The following is a 20,364-nucleotide window of genomic DNA, read 5'->3' as shown; positions in this document are numbered from 1 at the left end:
GAAGAGACCCCTCCGCCGTGGGGACTTGCGCGATGATGCATCGTCCAAGTCCCCACGAACGGAGAAGTGTCCATGCCGTTATTCGATGTCGGCCAGGTGGTTGCGGCGCTGCACGAGGCGCGCGATGAATGGCGCGATTCGCAGCAGCGCTCGCGCGAGCCCGGCAGCCGCGAGTTTCCTTCGCGCGAGGCGCTCGCGGGCGTCGTCGAATCGCTCAAGGGCGTGCTGTTTCCGATGCGGCTCGGGCCGCCGGAACTGCGCCATGACAGCGAGGATTTCTATGTCGGCTACACGCTCGACGCGGCGCTGCAGTCGCTGCTGACACAGGCCCGGCTCGAGCTGCGCTACATGGCGCGCCACCAGCCGCGCCCCCCCGAAGAGATCGACACCCAGGCGGCCGAGGCGGTGCAGTCTTTCGCGGCCGCGCTGCCCGGCATCCGACGGCTGCTCGACGGCGACGTGCTGGCCGCCTTCCAAGGCGACCCGGCGGCGCGCAGCGTCGACGAGGTGCTGCTGTGCTATCCGGGCATCCTGGCGATGATCCATCACCGGCTGGCGCACCAGCTCTACGGGCTCGGCCTGCCGCTGCTGGCGCGCATCACGGCCGAGCTCGCGCACGGCCAGACCGGCATCGACATCCATCCGGGCGCGAAGATCGATGCCGGCTTCTTCATCGACCATGGCACCGGCGTCGTGATTGGCGAGACCGCCGTGATCGGCAAGCGGGTGCGCATCTACCAGGCCGTGACGCTCGGCGCCAAGCGCTTCCCGACCGACGCCGAAGGCAACCTGCAGAAGGGCCTGCCGCGCCATCCGGTGGTCGAGGACGACGTCGTGATCTACGCCGGCGCCACCATCCTCGGCCGCGTCACGCTCGGTCGCGGCGCCGTCATCGGCGGCAACGTCTGGATCACCGACGACGTGCCGGCCGGCGCCAGCGTGTCGCAGGCCAGCGTGCAGAACGCGCCCCCGCGGCACCGGGCCTGAGCTATCGTCGAGCGTTCCTCCCCAACCCCCCGTCTGCAAGGAGTCTTCATGAGCCAGAAAAAGATCGCCGTCGTCATCGGCAGCCTGCGCAAGGATTCGCTGAACCGCAAGCTCGCGCTTGCGATCGCGCACCTGGCGCCCGCGGATTTCACCTTCGAGCATGTGCGCATCGACGATCTGCCGCTCTACAACCAGGATGAGGACGGCAACCAGTCGGCGTCGGTGCGGCGCCTGAAGAGCGAGATCGCGGCCGCCGACGGCGTGCTGTTCGTGACGGCCGAGTACAACCGCTCGATTCCCGGCGTGCTCAAGAACGCGATCGACAACGCCTCGCGTCCCTACGGCCAGAGCGCCTGGGCCGGCAAGCCGGCTGGCGTGGTCGGCGTCTCGGTGGGCCCGATCGGCACCGCGGCCGCGCAGCAGCACCTGCGGCCGATCCTGGCCTACCTCGACATGCCGACCCTCAACCAGCCCGAGGTCTACATCCAGAACAAGGAAGGCATGTTCGACGACAAGGGCCACATCGCCGAGACCAGCAAGCAGTTCCTCCAGGGCTGGGTCGACAAGTACGTGGCCTGGATCAATCTTCACGTCGGCAAGTAGCCTGCGCGACGACGAAAAAGGGGCGGCCCGCTCGATGTGGGCCGCCCCTTTTCATTGTCCGGACGCACGAGGCGTCCGGTCCCGAACATCAGGCCGCGAGCGCCGCCTGGTCCTGGTTCGCGGCCTTGCCGGTCGCCGTGCCGATGTCGGCACGCGCTGCCGCCAGCGCCGAGGCCTTGGCGGCATCGCCCATCGCCAGGCCCTCGGCGCGCACGATGCGCACGTCGGTGATGCCGAAGAAGCCGAACACCACCTTGAGGTAGCTCTCCTGGTGCTCCATCGCCTGGCCGCCATCGCTGGTCGAGTAGGCGCCGCCGCGGGTCGAGGCCACGATCACGGTCTTGCCGCCGGCCAGGCCCACGGGACCCTTCTCGGTGTACTTGAAGGTGCGGCCGGCCTGCGCCAGGCGGTCGATCCAGGCCTTGAGCTGGGTCGGCACCGTGAAGTTGTAGAGCGGGGCGCCGACGACGATCACGTCGGCGGCCAGGAACTGGCTCACGAGCCGCTCGGAGACTTCGTTCTCGAAGCGCTGGGCGGCGGTCGGCTCGGCCTGGGCGCCGACCTTGATCCCGAGCGCATCGGCGCTGAAATGGTTGGGCGTGTCCACCGCCAGGTCGAGGTATTCGACCGTGGTGTCGGGATGGGTCTTGCGCCAGTCGGCCACCACTTCCGCGGTGAGTTGGCGGGAAACGGAGTTGCCTCCGAGGACACTGGAATCGACGTGCAGCAGCTTCATGGTGAATGCCTTTCTTGAGGGGCCGGCACGGAAATCGGTCGGCGTGGGGAGAATTCTATTTTTGAAGCGATTAATTGATAAGTCTGTAAAAATGCCTTAGTTCGTTCCAAGAATAGGACAATCAGCCGATGCAAGACCTCAACGACATGGTGTTCTTCGCCGAAGTGGCCGAACGCGGCGGGTTCGCGGCCGCCAGCCGGGCGCTCGGCATTCCGAAGTCCCGGCTCTCGCGCCGGGTGGCCGATCTGGAGGCCCGCCTCGGCGTCCAGCTGATGCAGCGCAGCACGCGCCGGCTCTCGCTCACGCCCGCGGGCGAGATCTACCTCAAGCACTGCGCCGCCATGCGCGATGCCGCCCAGGCGGCCTCCGAGGCCGTGGCGCAGGTGCAGACCGAGCCGACCGGCACGGTCCGGCTCAGCTGTCCGGTGACGCTGGCCCACAGCAGCGTCGGCCCGTTGCTGCCCGAGTTCCTGCGCCGCTATCCGCAGGTGCGGGTCGAGATGCGGGTGCTGAACCGCCCCGTCGATCCGGTCGAGGAGGGCGTGGACCTCGCCCTGCGCGTGCGCCCCGTGATCGAGGACAGCGCCACGCTGGTGGCCAAGAACTTCGGCGTCAGCCGGGGCATCCTCGTGGCGACGCCCGAGTTGCTGAGTCGCCAGGGACCGGTGCTGACGCCGGCCGACCTCGGCCGCCTCGATTCGGTCGCGATGTCGACCGGCGAGGGAAAGGCCAGCTGGCGGCTCGAAGGGCCGACCGGCAAGATCGTGGTCCACACCCACACGCCGCGCTACGTGGCGGACGACCTGCTCACGCTCCAGTTCGCGGTGGTGCAGGGCACCGGCGCGTCGGTGCTGCCCGACTACATGTGCCGGCGCGAGATCAATGCCGGCAAGCTGGTCGAGGTGTTGCCGGGCTGGGGGCCGGGCCCCGGCATCTGCCATGCCGTGTTCCCGGCGCGCCGGGCGCTGGTGCCTGCGGTACGCCGCCTGATCGATTTCCTGGTCGAGAACCTCGACGGTGCAGAGCCCCATGCCCTGGCTGGTTGACCGGCTTATGCCCAAAACCCCATAACCAAACAAATAGATATTCGTTTGTGTTCCTAGCCTTGCTCCGCAGAATGGCGACCCCACCGCAACAAACAAGGACTGCGTGAGCACACCGACCATCGTGATCGTGCCGGGCTGGCGCGATTCCGGCCCCGGCCATTGGCAGAGCCTCTGGGCCGAGCGCATGCAGGGCGCGGTGCGCGTGGTGCAGGACGACTGGATCACGCCGAGCCGTGCCGCCTGGGTCGCCGCGCTCGAGGCAACCGTGCTGCAAAGCCCCGGGCCGGTCGTGATTGCCGCCCACAGCCTCGGCTGCATCGCAACCACGCATCTGTCGGCCGCGGCCGCCTCGCGCATCGCAGGCGCGCTGCTGGTGGCGCCCGCCGATCCCGAACGCCGCGCCGCGCTGACCGATTTCGCGCCGGTGCCGTTCGCTCGGCTGCCGTACCGCAGCATCGTCGTCGCCAGCAGCAACGACCCTTTCTGCCCGGTGCGACTGGCCGGCGCCTATGCCCGTGCCTGGGGCAGCGAATTCGTCCGCATGCAGAATGCCGGCCACATCAACATCGAATCCGGACACGGCGACTGGCCCTTGGGCCTGGCGCTGCTCCAATCACTGACCGACGAGCCGACCCCCTTGATGGGCGGCCGCAAGAATTTCGAAACCTCGGCAACTCTATGACTTCCAGAATCAAGACCCTCATCGGCGCCGTCGTGCTCGCGGCCAGTGGCGCAGCCTCGGCCCAGACGCTGCTCAATGCGTCCTACGACGTGGCGCGCGAGTTCTACAAGGACTACAACGCCGCCTTCGCGGCCCACTACAAGAAGACCACCGGCAAGGACGTCAAGATCGACCAGTCGCACGGCGGTTCGAGCGCCCAGGCCCGCGCCGTTGCCGACGGCCTCGATGCCGACGTCGTCACGATGAACACCTCGACCGACATCGATTTCCTGGCCAACGCCGGCGTCGTCGCCAAGGACTGGCCGAAGAAATTCCCCTACAACGCATCGCCGACGACCTCGACGATGCTGTTCCTGACGCGCAACGGCAATCCGAAGGGCATCAAGGACTGGGACGACCTCATCAAGCCCGGCGTGCAGGTCGTGGTCGTCAATCCGAAGACCGGCGGCAACGGCCGCTATGCCTACCTCGCGGCCTGGGGCTACGTGAAGAAGAAGGGCGGCACCGACGCCCAGGCGGCCGAGTTCGTGGCCAAGCTGTTCAAGAACGTGCCGATCCTGGCGCGCGGCGGCCGCGACGCCACCACTGCCTTCCTGCAACGCAACATCGGCGACGTGCTGATCACCTTCGAGTCCGAAGTGGTCTCGATCGACCGCGAGTTCGGCACCGGCAAGGTCGATGCCGTGTATCCCTCGATCAGCGTCCTGGCCGAGAACCCGGTCGCTGTGGTCGAACGCACGGTCAACAAGAAGGGCACCGGCGAGCTGGCCAAGGCCTACCTCGACTTCCTCTATTCCGACGAAGCGCAGGAAATCGCCGCCAAGCATGCGCTGCGCCCGCGCTCCGAAGCCGTGCTCAAGAAGAATGCCGCGACCTTCAAGCCGCTGCAGCTGTTCACGGTGCAGGAACTGTTCGGCAGCCTCGGCGAAGCCCAGAAGGTGCACTTCAACGACGGCGGCCAGTTCGACAAGCTCTACACGCCCGGCGCGAAGTAAATGAGCGGTGTTGCCACCTCGGCGCTGCCCTCCGGGGCGGCGCCGATTGCGCGCGTGGGAGCCAAGGGCGTCTCGCGGCGCGTGCTGCCGGGCTTTCAGCTGACATTCGGCTACTCGGTGCTCTACCTGAGCCTGATCGTGCTGATCCCGTTGTCGGCGCTGGTCTTCAAGACCTTCACGATGAACTGGGATCAGTTCTGGGTCGCGGTCAGCGCCCCGCGCGTGATGGCCTCCTACCGGCTCACCTTCGGTGCGTCGTTCCTGGCCGCGCTGGTCAACCTGGTGTTCGGCCTGCTGGTGGCCTGGGTGCTGGTGCGCTACAAGTTTCCGGGCAAGCGGATCATCGACGCGCTGGTCGACCTGCCGTTCGCGCTGCCCACCGCGGTGGCCGGCATCTCGCTGACCGCGCTGCTCGCCGGCAACGGATGGGTGGGCCAGTTTCTGGAGCCGCTCGGCATCAAGCTGGCCTTCACGCCTGCGGGCATCGTGATCGCGCTGATCTTCGTCGGCCTGCCCTTCGTGGTGCGCACGGTGCAGCCGGTGCTCGAGGACACCGAACGCGAACTCGAGGAAGCCGCCACCAGCCTCGGTGCATCGCGGCTGCAGACCTTCACCAAGGTGATCCTGCCGTCGATCATGCCGGCGCTGCTCACGGGCTTCGCGATGGCGTTTGCGCGTGCGATCGGTGAATACGGCTCCGTGATCTTCATCGCCGGCAACATGCCGATGGTCTCGGAGATCACGCCGCTGATCATCATCGGCAAGCTCGAGCAGTACGACTACGCAGGCGCCACCGCGGTCGCGCTCGTGATGCTGGTGATCTCGTTCGCGCTGCTGCTGGTCATCAACGGCCTGCAGGGCTGGCAACGCCGCCGATCGGGAGGCATCTGATGAGCGGATCTTCTTCCTCCGCCGTGCGCCGCGTGCAGTCCGGCACGACCGAGTCGGCCTGGGTGCGCCGCACGCTGATCGGCATCGCGCTGGCCTTCATGTTCCTGTTCCTGGTGCTGCCGCTGGCCGCGGTCGCGGCCGAGGCGCTGCGCAAGGGCGTCGGGGCCTACCTCGACGCATTGCGCGAGCCCGACGCCTGGAGCGCGATCCGCCTGACCCTGCTGGTGGCCGCCATCGCAGTGCCGGTCAACCTGGTCTTCGGCGTCGCCGCGGCCTGGGCCATCGCCAAGTTCGAGTTCCGCGGCAAGGCGGTCCTGACGACGCTGGTCGACCTCCCGTTCGCGGTGTCGCCCGTGGTCGCCGGCCTGATCTACGTGCTGGTCTTCGGCGCCCAGGGCTGGTTCGGCCCGTGGCTGCAGGCGCACGACATCAAGGTCATCTTCGCGGTGCCCGGCATCGTGCTGGCGACCGTGTTCGTGACGTTCCCGTTCATCGCGCGGGAACTGATCCCGCTGATGCAGGCCCAGGGCACCGACGAGGAGCAGGCCGCGATCGTGCTCGGTGCCACCGGCTGGCAGACCTTCCGGCGCGTGACGCTGCCCAACATCAAGTGGGGCCTCCTGTACGGCGTGATCCTGTGCAATGCGCGGGCCATGGGCGAGTTCGGCGCAGTGTCGGTGGTCTCCGGCCATATCCGGGGACAGACCAACACCATGCCGCTGCACGTCGAGGTGCTCTACAACGAGTACCAGTCGGTGGCCGCCTTCGCGGTGGCCTCGCTGCTGGCGATCCTGGCGCTGGTCACGCTGGTGATCAAGTCGGTGATCGAGTGGCGCCACGAGCGCGAGATGAAGGCCCTGGCCGAACTGCCGCCCGAGCGTCCGACGCCCGCGGCCGCCTGAAAGAGAAGACATCATGAGCATCGAAATTCGCAACGTCAGCAAACAGTTCGGCGACTTCCACGCGCTGCGCGACGTCAACCTGGACGTCGCCTCGGGCGAGCTGGTGGCGCTGCTGGGGCCCTCGGGCTGCGGCAAGACAACGCTGCTGCGCATCATCGCGGGCCTCGAGACCACGGGCGCCGGCAGCATCCTGTTCTCGGGCGAGGACACCACGGACGTCCACGTGCGAGACCGCCAGGTCGGCTTCGTGTTCCAGCACTACGCGCTGTTCCGCCACATGACGGTGTTCGAGAACGTGGCCTTCGGACTGCGCGTCAAGCCGCGCGGCCAGCGGCCGTCCGAAGCGCAGATCAAGACCAAGGTGCACGACCTGCTCAAGCTGGTGCAGCTCGACTGGCTGTCCGATCGCTACCCTTCGCAGCTCTCGGGCGGCCAGCGCCAGCGCATCGCGCTGGCCCGGGCGCTCGCGGTCGAGCCCAAGGTGCTGCTGCTCGACGAGCCCTTCGGCGCGCTCGACGCCAAGGTGCGCAAGGAACTGCGCCGCTGGCTGCGTCGCCTGCACGACGAGCTGCACGTCACCAGCATCTTCGTCACCCACGACCAGGAAGAGGCGCTCGAGGTGGCCGACCGCGTGGTGCTGATGAACAGCGGCCGCATCGAGCAGGTGGGCTCGCCCCAGGACGTCTGGGACCATCCGGCCAGCCCGTTCGTCTACGGCTTCCTGGGCGACGTCAACCTGTTCCACGGCCGCTCGCTCGAAGGCGAGGTGCAGGTCGAGGGCATCCGCATCGACACGCCCGAGCAGCCGGGGCTGCGCGACGGCAAGGCGCTGGCCTACGTGCGGCCGCACGACCTCAGCGTCGAGCGCTACGCACCGGGCGCCACCGGCATCGTCGCCATCCTGAGCCGCGCGATCGTGGTCGGACCCATCGCGCGCCTGGAACTCGAACCGGTCGAGTCGAATCCCGATAATCCGGGCTCCGGAACCATCATCGAGGCGCAACTCCCTGCGCAACAGTTCCGGGACCTGGGTCTCAGCGAGGGCGACACCGTCGTCGCCACGCCGCGCAAGGCCCGGGTGTTCGTAGAGGAATGGGTTTCGCCTTGAATGTGATCGACTGGTTTTTCGGCGCGCCGCGGCGCGCACTGGCTCTCGTCTGCCTGGCCTGCGTGGCGATGCTGGCCTTCGGCATGTATCTGCAGCACGTGGTGGGGCTCGAGCCGTGCCCGATGTGCGTCGTGCAGCGCTACGCGCTGATCCTGGTGGCCGTCTTCGCGGCGATCGGCGCCGCCAGCGGTGGCAGGGTGTTTCGCTTCGTCGCCATGTTGCTCGCGCTGGTTGCGGCGATCGGCGGCGCCTACACCGCGGCCAGCCAGAGCTGGCTCCAGTGGTATCCGCCCGAGGTGGTCACGTGCGGGCGCGACATCTACGGGATGATCGAGACCTTCCCGCTGCAGCGCGCGCTGCCGATGATCTTCCGCGGCGCCGGCGACTGCTCGCAGGTCGACTGGACCTTCCTGGGCCTGTCGATCGCCAACTGGTCCTTCATTGCCTTCACCGTGTTCTCGGTGCTGCTGCTGGTGCTGCTGTCGCGCGCCTTCCGCCGGCCGCCGATCCGACCGGCGGCCAAGACCACGGCCTGAGCCGCCCGGCACAGCGCCCGGCGGCGCCCGGCCTCCGCCCTACAGCGGCAAGGTGTCGAAGGCGGCGTAAGCGGTCGCCAGCCAGGTCTTCACGCGCTGACGCTCGAGCAGGCCCAGCGCATGCGGCCCTTCGCGGTCGTTGACCGCCTTCCAGAAGCTGGTGTTGCCGCCGTCGATCTTGCGCATGCTGGCATCGTGCAGCCGGGGCAGGGCGATCACGCGGGCGCCATGGGCGGCGGCCTTGCTGAGCGACTGCGAGCCGAGCAGCAGGCCGAAGTCGTTGCCGCGCCCGTAGTTCTGGACCACGATGTAGTTGGGCCGGTCGCCGAAGGTGTCGATCAGCGTGCCGAGAAGGTCGCTCGAATCCTTGCCGTCGTCGAGCACGTGCCAGAAGTTGACCGCCACGCCCAGTTCGGCGAAGACGTCGAACAGGTCCGATTCCTTGATCCAGCGCGACAGCGGCGCCAGTGTCTGGGCCGCGAGGTCGACGATCACGCTCTGCTGCGGATTGCTCTCGAAGCCGTTGACCACGGTGTCGAGGCCCTCGAAGCTGTCGACCACCACCGGCGAGGCGAAGCCCTCGTAGAAGCGCGTGAAGGAGCTGTGCGAGCGATCGGTGTCGTAGCCCACGAACGGGCGGCTGTGATCGATGAAGTACTGAGCCAGCACGCGAGCGGTGACCGATTTGCCGACCCCGCCCTTTTCGCCGCCGATGAAGTTGATGGAGCTCATGTGGTTCCTGGAACAGTGGGATGGAAAAGGGGTGAAAAAGCCGTCGCTCATTCTAGGCGGCGGTCTTGCGCCTGCATCGCAATAAACGGGCCCGGCCGCGTGCCGGCTGCGCCGTCGCTCAATCCTGGAACGGTGGCGCACGCCGCACGCGGCGCAGCAGCAGCAACGGCAGCCGCAGCACGAACTCGACCATCAGCCGCGCGTGCATCCAGGTCAGGAGCACGTTGTCGCGCCCGTAGCGGAAATGCGAGACCCCGCCTTCCTCGGCCGTGAGGTACTTGACCGGGGCGTCGATGTTGACCGGCTTCACGCCGCGCCAGGCCAGCCGCACCACGGCCTCGGTGTCGAAGTCGAAGCGGCGCATCCACGGCTGGCGCTGCATGACTGCGATCAGCTCCGGGACCGGGTACACGCGAAAGCCGTAGAGCGAATCGCCGATGCCCGCGAACAGCGTCTCGAGCTGGGTCCAGCCGTTCGACACGCGCCGGCCGCGCACCCGCAGCAGCGGGGCGCTGGCGTCGAACACGGGGCGGCCGAGCACCATGGTCTCGGGCCGCGCACGCGAAGCCTGCATGAAGGCCGGGATCAGGTCGGCCGGATGCTGGCCGTCGGAATCCATCGTCAGCGCATGCGTGAAGCCGGCCTGCCGCGCCTCGCGCAGGCCGTGCAGCACCGCAGCGCCCTTGCCCTGGTTGCTCGGCAGCAGCCAGACGCGCAGTCCGGGATCGGCGGCGGCCATCTGCTGCAGGCGCTCGCCCGTGCCGTCGGTGCTGCCGTCGACCACCACCCACACCGGGTTCCACTGCGCGCGCGCCGCCTCGACCGTCGAGAACAGGCGTTCGCCTGTGTTGTAGCTGGGGATCAGGACAAGGTGGGTGCGCGAGACGTCTGGCATGCGGGCTGCGCGCCGGGCGCGCGCTGTTCCATGGATTGGCGGTAGTAGAGCTCGATCTGCTGCAGCAGCGCATTGCTGTCCTGCGACGGTGCGAAGCGTTGGCCCAGGCTGAGCCGGAACACGATCGGCAGCGGCGGCACGCGCCACAGCGGCCAGCCCTTGGACAGATAGGGCGACTCGGTGTCGATGAAGACGGTCTGGATCGGTGCCTGCGCGAGCTTGGCGATCAGCGTGACGCCGGGCCTGAAGGCATTGAGCGGCGGCGTCACGGTGCGCGTGCCCTCGGGGAAGATCACGAGCTGGCCGCCGTTCTTCAGGTCGTCGACCGCCAGCCGCACCATGGTGCGGGCGGAATCGTTGCGGATGTAGCGGGCAAGGCGTGCGCCTCCGCCCAGGAAGATGTTGCGCATCAGCTCGGCCTTCATGATGCAGGCGCTGCGCGGCAGGCGCGCCACCAGCAGCAGGGCGTCGAGCATCGTGGGATGGTTGGCCATCAGGATCAGTCCGCGCTCTTCGCGCAGGGCGTCCAGGCAGTCGGCATCGATGCGCATCATGCCGCTCAGCGAGGCTGCGGCCCAGAAGGAGCGATAGCAGAACGCGATGGCGCTCCGGCCCAGCCGACGCCCGATGGCCTCGGGCAAGACGGGGTAGAGCACCATGGCGACAATGTTCCAGGGCAGGGTGATGGCACCGAGCAGGAGCAGCAGCGCGTAGAGCACCAGCGCGACCGGGATCGTGAGCGCCAGGCGCAGCAGTCGGTTCATGGAAGGCCGGGCCCTTCAGGCGCGCAGAGCGCCGCGAGCGACCGAATGGGCCTCGATCTCCACCAGCAGGTCCTGGCGGCAGATGTCGGCTTCGAGGTAGACCGCATGCATCACGGTGTGGGCGGCTGAGCCCAGCGCCTCTTGCAGCGCCTGCCGCACGAGCGCGGCATCGGACGCGTGGCGCACGTACACCACGCAATCGAGCGCGGCGAGGTCGAAGCGGGCGCTGGTGTGCGCCTCGGCCGCCGCGATCACGGCGGCGAGGTTGCGCAGCGTCTCCTGCACCTGCGGCAGGAGCCTGCCTGCGTGCACGGTCTCGTGGCCCACGATGCTGGCGGTGCCCGAGATGAAGAGGGCGACGTCGCCGCCGCCGATGTCGGCCAGCGCGGCGCGAGAGAAGCTCGGTGCGCGCGGCCCGTAGTCCGTCGGATAGCGGTAGGCGGAAACCTGCCGCGGGTTCTCGATTGCGACCGGGGCCGTGCGGCCGGCCAGGAAGCGGATGCCCAGCGCACCTCGATGAATGCCCAGTGCACATGCCGCCGGTGCGCCCTCGAAGGCGGCCTGGCCGGCGTCGACGAAGGCCCGGTGCCGTCCGACATTGAATTGCCGGTAGCGCTCCATGCCGCCGCCGTCGCCGTTGATCTGCGGCAGATAGTTCCAGAGCCGCAGCAGATGGGTGCAGCCGGTTTCAGCGAGCGCAGCGAAGAGGTCGCGATACGCGCGCTCGGCCAGCGCGGCGACACCGGTTTGCTCGATGCGCTCGTCGAGGTCGATCGCGCCGAACATCCAGTGGCCGTCACAGCGCCAGCGCACCGCGCCGGTGGTGCCGGATGCAACGTGCTCGCTCGCGCGCCAGGCGTCGGCCATCGCCCCGCCGGCGCACAGCACGCTGGCGTTCACGGTCGGCAATCCGCCCGGGCTGTCTGGCGGGCCATAGGCGATGGCACCGAGCACGTCGCAGGGCGACGCATCACCGGGTGCGAGCGCCAGGGCGTCGGCCAGCTGGAGGCGCTGCACGCGCAGGGGCGGTGCGCCCAGGTGAAGTCGGGCGGTCACCGGACCTCGACCACGTTTTCGCCGGCCAGGGGACCGAGGTCGCGGATGTTGCGGCGACGGCGCTGCCAGGCGTTCCAGCTGCGGCGCGGATGGGAGGCGCAGATTGCGAAGTAGATGGTCTTCAGCACCCGCAGCGGCCGCCAGATCGGGGTCTTGCCGTAGATGTCGCCGGCCAGCAGCGACATCAGCGCCTCCTTCACGCGCATGGGATTCTGCGGATACATGAAGAACTCGCGCATGGTCGGGTTGGTGACGCGGAAGATGAACCACGAGAACTCGCGCGGCCCCTTGCGCATGTCGGCCTCGAAGCGCTTGCGCGCTGCGGCGGCCCGCGCCGGCTGGTCGAGCGCGGTGGCGACCACTTCGGCGCCGACGAAGGCGCTGTGCATCGCGAGATACACGCCCGAGGAGAACACCGGGTCGATGAAGGCATACGCATCGCCGAGCATCAGGTAGCGCTCGCCGCTGCAGTGGGTGCTGGTGTAGGAGTAGTTGCCGGTGGCGTGGACCGCATCGTCGACCAGCGTGGCGTCCTTCAGGCGCTGCGCCAACGGCTCGCACATCGCGATCGTGTCGGCGAAGAACTCCTTGAGCGGCTTGCTGCGCGACTTGAGGTAGTAGGGCCAGCAGACTGCGCCGATGCTGGTCTGGCCGTCGGCCAGCGGGATGTACCAGAACCAGCCGTGGGCGAACCAGAAGATCGTGATGTTGCCCTCGAGCTTGCCCTCGGCGCGCTCGGCGTTCGTGAAGTGGCCGAACAGCGCCGAGCTGTTGTGCCTGGGGTTCTTCTGCTTGGCCTTGAGCTTGTTCGAGAGGAAGGTGTCGCGGCCCGATGCGTCGAGCACGAAGCGCGCGCGCCAGTGGCGCTCGGCGCCATCGTCCATCACGGCCTTGACGTCGGCGCCGTCGGCATCGAATGCGACCTCGCGCACGCGGCAGCCCTCGATGGCCTCGGCGCCCTGGGCCGCGGCATGGCGAAACAGGATCTCGTCCATCTCCGAGCGGCGGACCTGCCAGGCGTAGGGCATGGACTTGTCCATGGCCTCGGCGAATTCGAGCCGGGTCACGTGGTCATGGTCGGGCGACACGAATTCGACGCCCCACTTGGGCATGCCGATGCGCTCGAGCTCCTCGCGCAGGCCCAGCTGGTCGAACAGCGCCACGTTGGCGGGCAACAGCGATTCGCCGATATGAAAGCGCGGATGGTGCGCCTTCTCGAGCATCACGACCCGTCGCCCCTGGCGCGCGAGCAGCGCTGCGGCCGTGGCGCCGGCCGGACCGCCGCCGATCACGAGCACGTCGCAGTCCGGTGAGGCGGCCGCGCCGGTGGAGTGAGTTGTTTTCGTTGGGGTCATGCGGCGGAATTGGGAATCTGCATTCTGGAAGCCGGCGAATTATCCCAAAAAGCCTCTGGCGCTCCTGTCGGACGGGCCCGGCAGTTGCAGGCGCCGGACAGTAAACTCGCTGCCTGGTTTGAAAACACAAGATTGCGAGAGATTGAGCCATGGCCGGACACAGCAAATGGGCGAACATTCAGCACCGGAAAGGGCGGCAGGACGAGAAGCGCGGCAAGCTCTGGACCCGTGCAATACGTGAGATCACGGTGGCCGCGCGCAATGGCGGCGGCGACCTCGGCGCCAATCCGCGGCTTCGGCTGGCGGTGGAGAAGGCGAAGGCGGTCAATCTGCCGATCGACACCATCAAGCGCAACATCGACAAGGCCACGGGCAACCTCGAAGGCGTCAATTACGAGGAGATCCGCTACGAGGGCTACGGCATCGGCGGCGCCGCGATCATCGTCGACACCATGACCGACAACCGCGTGCGCACGGTCGCCGAGGTTCGCCATGCCTTCTCCAAGTACGGCGGCAACATGGGCACCGAAGGCTCGGTCGCCTTCCAGTTCAAGCACTGCGGCCAGCTGGTGTTCGCGCCCGGCACCGACGAGGACAAGGTGATGGAAGTCGCGCTCGAGGCCGGTGCCGAGGACGTCGTCACCGACGACGACGGCGCCGTCGAGGTGCTGACGGCGGTTGCCGACTTCGAAGCCGTCAAGAACGCGCTCGAGGCCGCCGGGCTCAAGCCCGAGATCGCCGAGGTCACGATGCGGGCCGAGAACACGATCGAGCTGGCCGGCGAGGATGCGGCCCGCATGCAGAAGCTGCTCGACGTCATCGAGGACCTCGACGACGTGCAGGATGTCTATCACAACGCCGCGCTGTCCGAATGACGGCAGCGCGAACGAAAGCCCGCGAATGAAGGTACTGGTGATTGGAGGCGGCGGCCGCGAGCACGCCCTGGCGTGGCGCCTGGCGCAGTCCGACCGCGTGAGCCGCGTGTTCGTCGCGCCCGGCAACGGCGGCACGCGTTCGGACGCCCGCTACGAATGCGTCGACCTGTCGGCACCGGCCGAGCTGCGCGCATGGGCCCAGAAGGAGAAGATCGGCCTCACCGTGGTCGGCCCCGAGGCGCCGCTGGCGGCCGGCGTGGTCGACGAGTTCCGGGCCCACGGCCTGCGCATCTTCGGGCCGACGCAGGCTGCGGCGCAGCTCGAGAGCTCCAAGGCCTTCTCGAAGGCCTTCATGAAGCGCCACAACATCCCGACCGCCGAGTACGAGGCCTTCACCGATGCGGTGGCCGCACATGCCTATGTCGATGCCAAGGGCGCGCCGATCGTGGTCAAGGCCGACGGCCTGGCGGCCGGCAAGGGCGTGGTCGTCGCGACCACGCTGGCCGAGGCGCACGAGGCGATCGACTTCATGCTGCTCGACAACAAGTTCGGCGTCTCGCACAACGAGGGCGGCGCGCGCGTCGTGATCGAGGAATTCCTGCAAGGCGAGGAAGCCAGCTTCATCGTGCTGTGCGACGGCAAGAACGTGACGGCGCTGGCCACCAGCCAGGACCACAAGCGGCTGCAGGACGGCGACGAAGGCCCGAACACCGGCGGCATGGGCGCCTATTCGCCGGCGCCCGTGGTCACGGCCGAGGTCCATGCGCGCGCCATGCGCGAGATCATCCTGCCGACCATCCGCGGCATGGAGAAGGACGGCATTCCCTACACCGGCTTCCTCTATGCCGGCCTCATGATCGACGCCAAGGGCCATCCCAAGACGCTCGAGTTCAACTGCCGCATGGGCGATCCCGAAACGCAGCCGATCATGCTGCGCCTCAAGTCCGACCTGTTCGAGGTCTTCTGGCACGCGACCGACGGCACGCTCGACCAGGTGGAGCTCGAATGGGATCGCCGCGTGGCGCTGGGCGTCGTGATGGCGGCGCACGGCTACCCGCTCTCGCCGCGCAAGGGCGACCGCATCACGGGCATTCCGCCCGAGGCGCCCGATGCCGTGGTATTCCATGCCGGCACCACGCTCGAGGGCAGCGAGCTCACGACCAGCGGCGGCCGCGTGCTGTGCGTCACGGTGCTGGCCGACAGCGTCAAGCTGGCCCAGCAGCGCGCATACGCGGTGGCCGCGCGCATCCAGTTCGACGGCGCCCAGTACCGCAAGGACATCGGCCACCGCGCAGTCCACGCGCGCGGCAGCGCCAGCTGATGTCGGCGGCAGCGATGTCCGGCAGCGGCGACCCGACCCGGCCGGAGGACGTCGTTGCTTATCTGCGCGGCCTGCAGCAGCGCATCGTCGACGCAGTCGAAACCGCCGACGGCGGCCGCTGCGTGCGCGACCCCTGGCAAAAGGCGCCCGGCGAAGCGCTGCAGGGCAGCGGCCTCACCTGCATCCTCGAAAACGGTGCGCTGTTCGAGCGCGCGGGCTGCGGCTTCTCGCAGGTTCGCGGACCGCGCCTGCCGCCGTCGGCGACGCAGCACCGTCCCGAGCTCGCCGGGGCGCCCTTCGAGGCCATGGGCGTGTCGCTGGTCTTCCATCCGCGCAATCCCTACGTGCCGATCGTCCACATGAACGTGCGCATGCTGGCGGCGCTGCCCGAAGGTCGCGAACCGGTCTGCTGGTTCGGCGGCGGCATGGACCTCACGCCCTGCTACGGATTCGAAGAGGACGCGCTGCACTTCCACCGCAGCTGCCGCGATGCGCTGGCGCCTTTCGGGGACGACAAGTACCCGCGCTTCAAGACCTGGTGCGACGACTACTTCACGCTGAAGCACCGCAACGAGCAGCGCGGCGTCGGCGGCATCTTCTTCGACGATTTCTCCGAGCTCGGCTTCGAGCGCAGCTTCGAGATGCTGCGTGCGGTCGGCGACGCCTTCCTGCCGGCCTACCTGCCGATCGTCGAGCGCCGCCGCGAGATGGCCTACGGCGAGCGCGAGCGGGCCTTCCAGCTCTACCGCCGCGGGCGCTATGTCGAGTTCAACCTGGTCTGGGACCGGGGCACGCACTTCGGCCTGCAGTCGGGCGGCCGCACCGAATCGATCCTGCTGTCGATGCCGCCGCTGGCGAGCTGGGCCTACCGCCGCCAGCCCGAGCCCGGCAGCCCCGAGGCGGCGCTCTACAGCGACTTCATCGTGCGGCGCGAATGGCTCTAGCCGATCCCGCGGTGCCGCGTCTCGGCGTCTTCGGCGGTGCCTTCGACCCGCCGCATCTCGCGCACGTCGCGCTGGTGCAGGCGGCGCTGGCCCAGTTGCAGCTGAGCGAGCTGCGCATCTTCCCGACCGGCCAGGCCTGGCACAAGGCGCGCCGCCTGAGTGCGGCCGAGGACCGACTCGCGATGGCGCACCTGGCCTTCGACGGCATCGCGGGCGCGCGCGTCGACGAGCGCGAAACCCTGCGCCCCGGACCGACCTACACGCTCGACACCTTGCGCGAGCTCAAGCGCGAGCAGCCCCTCGCGCAGCCGGTGCTGATCGTCGGCGCCGACCAGGCGCTGGCGCTGCCGAGCTGGCACGGCTTCGAGGAGATTCTGGCCATTGCTATAATTTCGGTAGCAAATCGCGCACAAGCCACGGGCTCCAGCGGTCCCTTCGACCCCGGCGTCCTGCCGAATCTCCCGTCCGGCGCGCGATTCGAACCCCTCGAGCTTCCCTCCATGGACGTCAGCGCGACCGACATACGGGCGCGTGCGGCCCGCGGGGAAGCCCTCGGTGGTCTGGTTCCGCCGGCGGTTGCACGCTATATTGACAAACACCTCCTTTACCGATCCGCCTGATGACCACTGAAGCTGCCGCCAAAAAAGACACCCAGAAACTCCAGCGGGCCATCATCGACGGCCTCGAGGACGTCAAGGCGCAGGACATCCAGGTATTCGACACGGAGCATCTCTCGCCGCTGTTCGAGCGCGTGATCGTCGCCTCCGGCACCTCGAATCGCCAGACCAAGGCGCTGGCCGCCAGCGTGCGCGACGCCGTGCGCGACGCCGGCTTCAACAAGCCGCGCGTGGAAGGCGAGGCCAACGGCGAGTGGATCATCGTCGACTGCGGTGCGGCCGTGGCCCACATCATGCAGCCGGCCATCCGGCGCTATTACCACCTCGAGGAGATCTGGGGCGAGAAGCCGGTGCGCACCAAGCTCGGTGCCGCCAAGCCGGCCACCGCGAAGGAAACCGAGGAAAAGGCGCCGGCTGCCAAGAAGGCGCCGACCTCGCTGCGCCGCTCGAGCGCCGCCAAGACCGCGATCCGCTCGGCCGAACTGGCCGCCAAGGCCGAGAAGCAGAAGCCCGCCGCCAAAAAGACCGCGGCCCGCAAGACGCCGGCAAGCAAGACGCCCGTGAAGACCGTGGTCGTCAACAAGGCACCTGCCAAGAAGGCGGCCGCCAAGAAGGCCGCGCCGGCAGCCAAGAAGACCGCACGCAAGACCGCCGCGCCGAGGTCATGAAGCTGCTGGTGGTCGCGGTCGGGCAACGCATGCCCGACTGGGCGCAGACCGCCTGGGACGACTACGCCAAGCGCTTCCCGCCCGAACTCAAGCTCGAACTGCGCGCGGTCAAGACCGAGCCGCGCGGCTCAAAGACCCTCGAGACGCTCTACGCCGCCGAGCGCGAGCGCATCGAAGGCGCGATCGCCAAGGGCATGCGCATCGTCGCGCTCGACGAACGCGGCACGGCGCTCACCACCAAGGCACTGGCCGCGCGCCTTTCGGCCTGGCAGGGGGAGGGCGACGACGTTGCGCTGGTGATCGGCGGACCCGACGGGCTCGACCCTGCCTTCAAGGCCGCGGCGCACGAACGCATCCGGCTGTCCGACCTCACGCTGCCGCATGCGATGGCGCGCGTGCTGCTGGTCGAGCAGCTCTACCGTGCCTGGTCGGTCAATGCCGGCCATCCGTATCACCGCGAATGAGCGTGCCCGGCTTCATCTACCTGGCCTCGCAGAGCCCGCGCCGCTCCCAGCTGCTGGCGCAGATCGGCGTCGCGCACGAACTGCTCCTGGCCGATGCCGACGAGGATGCGGAGTCGCTCGAAGCCGTGCTGCGCGGCGAATCGCCGACCGCCTACGTGCAGCGCGTGACGGCGCTCAAGCTCGATGCCGCCGTGGCCCGCCACGCGCACCGCGGCCTGCCGCCCGCGCCCATCCTGTGTGCCGACACCACGGTGGCGATCGGCCGGACGATTCTCGGCAAACCCGAAGACGCGGCCGATGCGGCGCGCATGCTCGGGCAACTGTCGAATCGCACGCACCGCGTGATGACCGCGGTCGCCCTGCAGCACGGCAGCCGGCGTCAGGCCGCGCTCAACGTCTCGCACGTGCGCTTCGCGGCGCTCACGCCGTCGCGCATCTCGGCCTACGTCGAGAGCGGCGAGCCGCTGGGCAAGGCCGGCGCCTATGCGATCCAGGGCCGCGCAGCGGCCTTCATCGCGCACATCGGCGGCTCGCATTCGGGCATCATGGGCCTGCCGATGTTCGAGACCGCAGAGATGCTGCGCCGGGCCGGCCTGGACACATAAAAAAATGCAAGACATCCTGATCAACTGGTCCCCGCAGGAGACCCGCGTCGCGCTGGTCGAACATGGCGCCGTGCAGGAGCTTCATGTCGAGCGCACGCTCGAGCGCGGCCTGGTCGGCAACATCTATCTGGGCCGCGTGTCGCGCGTGCTGCCGGGCATGCAGTCGGCCTTCATCGACATCGGCCTCGACCGCACGGCCTTCCTGCACGTGGCCGACATCGTGGCGCCGTTCACGCCCGGCTCGCGGCCCAGCAGCCCGACCCCCGAGCGCGACCATCGTGGCGGTGCCATGGTGCCGATCGAGAAGCAGGTGTTCGAAGGCCAGTCGCTGCTCGTGCAGGTGATCAAGGACCCGATCGGCACCAAGGGCGCGCGGCTGTCGACCCAGATCAGCATCGCGGGACGCCTGCTGGTCTTCCTGCCGCAGGACAACCACATCGGCGTCTCGCAGAAGATTCCTTCCGACCTGCGCGATGCGCTGCGCAGCCGCATGCAGGCGCTGATCGATGCCGCGGCCGCGGCCGACAGCGGCGGCGTCGTGCCAGCCAACACGGGCGGCTTCATCCTGCGCACCAACGGCGAGGATTCGAGCGACGCCGAACTCGCCGAGGACATCGCGTACCTGCGCAAGACCTGGACCCGGATCCGCGAGCTGTCGACGCGCAAGCCGCCGATGTCGCTGCTGCACCAGGACCTGAGCCTGCTGCAGCGCGTGCTGCGCGACATGACGGTCGAGGACACGCAGACCATCCGCATCGATTCGCGCGAGCAGTTCGAATCGCTGCTCAAGTTCGGCCTGGAGTTCATGCCGCAGGCGGCCGGCAAGCTGCAGCTCTACAAGGGCGAGCGGCCCATCTTCGACCTCTATTCGATCGACGAGGAGATTGCCAAGGCGCTCGGCCGCCGGGTCGACCTCAAGTCCGGCGGCTACCTCGTGGTCGACCAGACCGAGGCGCTGACCACGGTCGACGTCAACACGGGCGGCTTCGTGGGTGCGCGCAATTTCGACGACACCATCTTCAAGACCAACCTGGAGGCCGCGCAGGCCATCGCACGGCAGCTGCGCCTGCGCAACCTGGGCGGCATCGTGATCGTCGACTTCATCGACATGGCGCGCGACGACCATCGCGAGCAGGTGCTGGGCGAGTTCCGCAAGCAGCTCGCACGCGACCGCGTGAAGACCACCGCGGGCGGCTTCTCGCAACTGGGCCTGGTCGAGATGACGCGCAAGCGCACGCGCGAATCGCTGGCCCACATGCTGTGCGAGCCCTGCCTGGCCTGCAACGGCCAGGGCATCGTGAAGACCGCGCGCAGCGTGGCCTACGACGTGCTGCGCGAGATCCTGCGCGAGGCGCGGCAGTTCACGCCGCGCGAGTTCCGCATCGTGTCGTCGCCGCAGGTGATCGAGCTCTTCCTCGACGAGGAGAGCCAGCACCTCGCGGGCCTGAGCGACTTCATCGGCAAGCCGATCTCGCTGCAGGCCGAGCCCGCCATGGGGCAGGGCCAGTACGACATCGTCTTGCTTTAGCTCGCCCCCCAGGTTGGCTCACTTCGTGTAGCCGCCCGGGGGGCAACCCCGGCG

General features: G+C 68.4%; 23 protein-coding genes. 17 read left to right on the top strand and 6 right to left on the bottom strand.

The features are described 5' to 3' along the window. The first annotated feature begins 72 nt into the window (after positions 1–72). Positions 73–987, top strand: a complete 915-nt coding sequence (gene epsC / locus QTH87_RS13295; protein WP_286609595.1) for a serine O-acetyltransferase EpsC — start codon at positions 73–75, stop codon at positions 985–987. Positions 988–1,035: 48 nt separating this feature from the next. Next, positions 1,036–1,590, top strand: coding sequence for an NADPH-dependent FMN reductase (locus QTH87_RS13290; protein WP_286609592.1), 555 nt, complete (start codon positions 1,036–1,038; stop codon positions 1,588–1,590). Positions 1,591–1,678: 88 nt separating this feature from the next. Here the strand turns inward: QTH87_RS13290 and QTH87_RS13285 are convergent, their stop codons facing one another. Continuing rightward, positions 1,679–2,326: an FMN-dependent NADH-azoreductase gene (locus QTH87_RS13285; protein WP_286609591.1), complete on the bottom strand. Its 648-nt coding sequence runs from the start codon at positions 2,324–2,326 to the stop codon at positions 1,679–1,681. A gap of 128 nt (positions 2,327–2,454) precedes the next feature. Between QTH87_RS13285 and QTH87_RS13280 the strand changes: the two genes are divergently transcribed. The 7 genes from QTH87_RS13280 to QTH87_RS13250 all read left to right on the top strand — a co-directional run bounded on the left by QTH87_RS13280 (position 2,455) and on the right by QTH87_RS13250 (position 8,486). Beyond that, the gene (locus QTH87_RS13280; RefSeq protein ID WP_286609589.1) at positions 2,455–3,372 is read left to right on the top strand and encodes a LysR family transcriptional regulator; all 918 of its coding nucleotides are present in this window, start codon (positions 2,455–2,457) and stop codon (positions 3,370–3,372) included. 103 nt (positions 3,373–3,475) lie between these two features. After that, a complete protein-coding gene (locus QTH87_RS13275; RefSeq protein ID WP_286609588.1) occupies positions 3,476–4,054 on the top strand; it encodes an RBBP9/YdeN family alpha/beta hydrolase in 579 nt (192 codons plus the stop codon). Continuing rightward, positions 4,051–5,049: a sulfate ABC transporter substrate-binding protein gene (locus QTH87_RS13270; protein ID WP_286609585.1), complete on the top strand. Its 999-nt coding sequence runs from the start codon at positions 4,051–4,053 to the stop codon at positions 5,047–5,049. Before QTH87_RS13275 ends, QTH87_RS13270 begins: the two co-directional genes overlap by 4 nt. Then, the gene (gene cysT, locus QTH87_RS13265; RefSeq protein ID WP_286609583.1) at positions 5,050–5,940 is read left to right on the top strand and encodes a sulfate ABC transporter permease subunit CysT; all 891 of its coding nucleotides are present in this window, start codon (positions 5,050–5,052) and stop codon (positions 5,938–5,940) included. Next, positions 5,940–6,842, top strand: a complete 903-nt coding sequence (gene cysW / locus QTH87_RS13260; protein ID WP_286609580.1) for a sulfate ABC transporter permease subunit CysW — start codon at positions 5,940–5,942, stop codon at positions 6,840–6,842. The genes cysT and cysW overlap by 1 nt, the downstream gene beginning before the upstream one ends. A 13-nt stretch (positions 6,843–6,855) precedes the next feature. Further along, positions 6,856–7,950: a sulfate/molybdate ABC transporter ATP-binding protein gene (locus tag QTH87_RS13255; protein WP_286609579.1), complete on the top strand. Its 1,095-nt coding sequence runs from the start codon at positions 6,856–6,858 to the stop codon at positions 7,948–7,950. Beyond that, positions 7,935–8,486, top strand: coding sequence for a disulfide bond formation protein B (locus QTH87_RS13250; protein WP_286609577.1), 552 nt, complete (start codon positions 7,935–7,937; stop codon positions 8,484–8,486). Before QTH87_RS13255 ends, QTH87_RS13250 begins: the two co-directional genes overlap by 16 nt. 39 nt (positions 8,487–8,525) lie before the next feature. Here the strand turns inward: QTH87_RS13250 and QTH87_RS13245 are convergent, their stop codons facing one another. The 5 genes from QTH87_RS13245 to QTH87_RS13225 all read right to left on the bottom strand — a co-directional run bounded on the left by QTH87_RS13245 (position 8,526) and on the right by QTH87_RS13225 (position 13,288). After that, positions 8,526–9,218: a P-loop NTPase family protein gene (locus QTH87_RS13245; RefSeq protein ID WP_286609575.1), complete on the bottom strand. Its 693-nt coding sequence runs from the start codon at positions 9,216–9,218 to the stop codon at positions 8,526–8,528. A 118-nt stretch (positions 9,219–9,336) separates the two neighbouring features. Continuing rightward, entirely contained in the window at positions 9,337–10,113 is a 777-nt protein-coding gene (locus tag QTH87_RS13240; RefSeq protein WP_286609573.1) for a glycosyltransferase family 2 protein, read from the bottom strand. Next, positions 10,080–10,877, bottom strand: a complete 798-nt coding sequence (locus QTH87_RS13235) for a lysophospholipid acyltransferase family protein (RefSeq protein WP_286609571.1) — start codon at positions 10,875–10,877, stop codon at positions 10,080–10,082. Before QTH87_RS13235 ends, QTH87_RS13240 begins: the two co-directional genes overlap by 34 nt. A 15-nt stretch (positions 10,878–10,892) precedes the next feature. After that, positions 10,893–11,933: a chorismate transformation FkbO/Hyg5 family protein gene (locus tag QTH87_RS13230; RefSeq protein ID WP_286609570.1), complete on the bottom strand. Its 1,041-nt coding sequence runs from the start codon at positions 11,931–11,933 to the stop codon at positions 10,893–10,895. After that, positions 11,930–13,288 carry an NAD(P)/FAD-dependent oxidoreductase gene (locus QTH87_RS13225; RefSeq protein WP_286609568.1) on the bottom strand — a complete coding sequence of 453 codons (1,359 nt, stop codon included), beginning with the start codon at positions 13,286–13,288 and terminating at the stop codon, positions 11,930–11,932. The genes QTH87_RS13230 and QTH87_RS13225 overlap by 4 nt, the downstream gene beginning before the upstream one ends. A 149-nt stretch (positions 13,289–13,437) precedes the next feature. Here QTH87_RS13225 and QTH87_RS13220 point away from each other — a divergent pair, with 149 nt between their 5' ends. The 8 genes from QTH87_RS13220 to rng are packed head-to-tail and all read left to right on the top strand — an operon-like array spanning position 13,438 to position 20,310. After that, positions 13,438–14,163 (top strand): YebC/PmpR family DNA-binding transcriptional regulator, encoded by a 726-nt coding sequence (locus tag QTH87_RS13220; RefSeq protein ID WP_286609567.1) that lies wholly within the window; start codon positions 13,438–13,440, stop codon positions 14,161–14,163. Between the two features lie 25 nt (positions 14,164–14,188). Then, positions 14,189–15,484, top strand: coding sequence for a phosphoribosylamine--glycine ligase (gene purD, locus QTH87_RS13215; protein WP_286609565.1), 1,296 nt, complete (start codon positions 14,189–14,191; stop codon positions 15,482–15,484). Further along, positions 15,484–16,428 carry an oxygen-dependent coproporphyrinogen oxidase gene (gene hemF / locus QTH87_RS13210; protein WP_286609563.1) on the top strand — a complete coding sequence of 315 codons (945 nt, stop codon included), beginning with the start codon at positions 15,484–15,486 and terminating at the stop codon, positions 16,426–16,428. The genes purD and hemF overlap by 1 nt, the downstream gene beginning before the upstream one ends. Continuing rightward, a complete protein-coding gene (gene nadD / locus QTH87_RS13205) occupies positions 16,419–17,048 on the top strand; it encodes a nicotinate (nicotinamide) nucleotide adenylyltransferase (protein WP_286609561.1) in 630 nt (209 codons plus the stop codon). The genes hemF and nadD overlap by 10 nt, the downstream gene beginning before the upstream one ends. Further along, complete coding sequence (rsfS, locus tag QTH87_RS13200; RefSeq protein WP_286609559.1) at positions 17,048–17,713, top strand: ribosome silencing factor; 666 nt, start codon at positions 17,048–17,050, stop codon at positions 17,711–17,713. Before nadD ends, rsfS begins: the two co-directional genes overlap by 1 nt. After that, positions 17,710–18,177, top strand: coding sequence for a 23S rRNA (pseudouridine(1915)-N(3))-methyltransferase RlmH (rlmH, locus tag QTH87_RS13195; RefSeq protein WP_286609558.1), 468 nt, complete (start codon positions 17,710–17,712; stop codon positions 18,175–18,177). Before rsfS ends, rlmH begins: the two co-directional genes overlap by 4 nt. Positions 18,178–18,179: 2 nt before the next feature. Continuing rightward, positions 18,180–18,782 carry a Maf family protein gene (locus QTH87_RS13190; protein ID WP_286610393.1) on the top strand — a complete coding sequence of 201 codons (603 nt, stop codon included), beginning with the start codon at positions 18,180–18,182 and terminating at the stop codon, positions 18,780–18,782. Positions 18,783–18,786: 4 nt separating this feature from the next. After that, entirely contained in the window at positions 18,787–20,310 is a 1,524-nt protein-coding gene (gene rng, locus QTH87_RS13185; protein WP_286609556.1) for a ribonuclease G, read from the top strand. Positions 20,311–20,364 lie beyond the last annotated feature (54 nt).

The sequence above is a fragment of the Variovorax jilinensis genome, assembly GCF_030316885.1.
Lineage (GTDB): Bacteria > Pseudomonadota > Gammaproteobacteria > Burkholderiales > Burkholderiaceae_C > Variovorax > Variovorax jilinensis.
Note: the sequence above shows the minus strand (reverse complement) of the source record. Positions and strands in the feature narration are given on the sequence as shown.

Excerpts from the sequence above, each read along its gene's own strand:
- QTH87_RS13285 (WP_286609591.1), bottom strand. The coding sequence starts at position 2,326 with ATGAAGCTGCTGCACGTCGATTCCAGTGTCCTCGGAGGCAACTCCGTT.
- cysT (WP_286609583.1), top strand. The coding sequence starts at position 5,050 with ATGAGCGGTGTTGCCACCTCGGCGCTGCCCTCCGGGGCGGCGCCGATT.
- QTH87_RS13220 (WP_286609567.1), top strand. The coding sequence starts at position 13,438 with ATGGCCGGACACAGCAAATGGGCGAACATTCAGCACCGGAAAGGGCGG.
- QTH87_RS13235 (WP_286609571.1), bottom strand. The coding sequence starts at position 10,877 with ATGAACCGACTGCTGCGCCTGGCGCTCACGATCCCGGTCGCGCTGGTG.
- QTH87_RS13280 (WP_286609589.1), top strand. The coding sequence starts at position 2,455 with ATGCAAGACCTCAACGACATGGTGTTCTTCGCCGAAGTGGCCGAACGC.
- QTH87_RS13245 (WP_286609575.1), bottom strand. The coding sequence starts at position 9,218 with ATGAGCTCCATCAACTTCATCGGCGGCGAAAAGGGCGGGGTCGGCAAA.
- QTH87_RS13270 (WP_286609585.1), top strand. The coding sequence starts at position 4,051 with ATGACTTCCAGAATCAAGACCCTCATCGGCGCCGTCGTGCTCGCGGCC.
- rng (WP_286609556.1), top strand. The coding sequence starts at position 18,787 with ATGCAAGACATCCTGATCAACTGGTCCCCGCAGGAGACCCGCGTCGCG.
- QTH87_RS13240 (WP_286609573.1), bottom strand. The coding sequence starts at position 10,113 with ATGCCAGACGTCTCGCGCACCCACCTTGTCCTGATCCCCAGCTACAAC.
- cysW (WP_286609580.1), top strand. The coding sequence starts at position 5,940 with ATGAGCGGATCTTCTTCCTCCGCCGTGCGCCGCGTGCAGTCCGGCACG.
- purD (WP_286609565.1), top strand. The coding sequence starts at position 14,189 with ATGAAGGTACTGGTGATTGGAGGCGGCGGCCGCGAGCACGCCCTGGCG.
- rsfS (WP_286609559.1), top strand. The coding sequence starts at position 17,048 with ATGACCACTGAAGCTGCCGCCAAAAAAGACACCCAGAAACTCCAGCGG.
- QTH87_RS13250 (WP_286609577.1), top strand. The coding sequence starts at position 7,935 with ATGGGTTTCGCCTTGAATGTGATCGACTGGTTTTTCGGCGCGCCGCGG.
- rlmH (WP_286609558.1), top strand. The coding sequence starts at position 17,710 with ATGAAGCTGCTGGTGGTCGCGGTCGGGCAACGCATGCCCGACTGGGCG.
- QTH87_RS13290 (WP_286609592.1), top strand. The coding sequence starts at position 1,036 with ATGAGCCAGAAAAAGATCGCCGTCGTCATCGGCAGCCTGCGCAAGGAT.
- epsC (WP_286609595.1), top strand. The coding sequence starts at position 73 with ATGCCGTTATTCGATGTCGGCCAGGTGGTTGCGGCGCTGCACGAGGCG.
- hemF (WP_286609563.1), top strand. The coding sequence starts at position 15,484 with ATGTCGGCGGCAGCGATGTCCGGCAGCGGCGACCCGACCCGGCCGGAG.
- nadD (WP_286609561.1), top strand. The coding sequence starts at position 16,419 with ATGGCTCTAGCCGATCCCGCGGTGCCGCGTCTCGGCGTCTTCGGCGGT.
- QTH87_RS13225 (WP_286609568.1), bottom strand. The coding sequence starts at position 13,288 with ATGACCCCAACGAAAACAACTCACTCCACCGGCGCGGCCGCCTCACCG.
- QTH87_RS13255 (WP_286609579.1), top strand. The coding sequence starts at position 6,856 with ATGAGCATCGAAATTCGCAACGTCAGCAAACAGTTCGGCGACTTCCAC.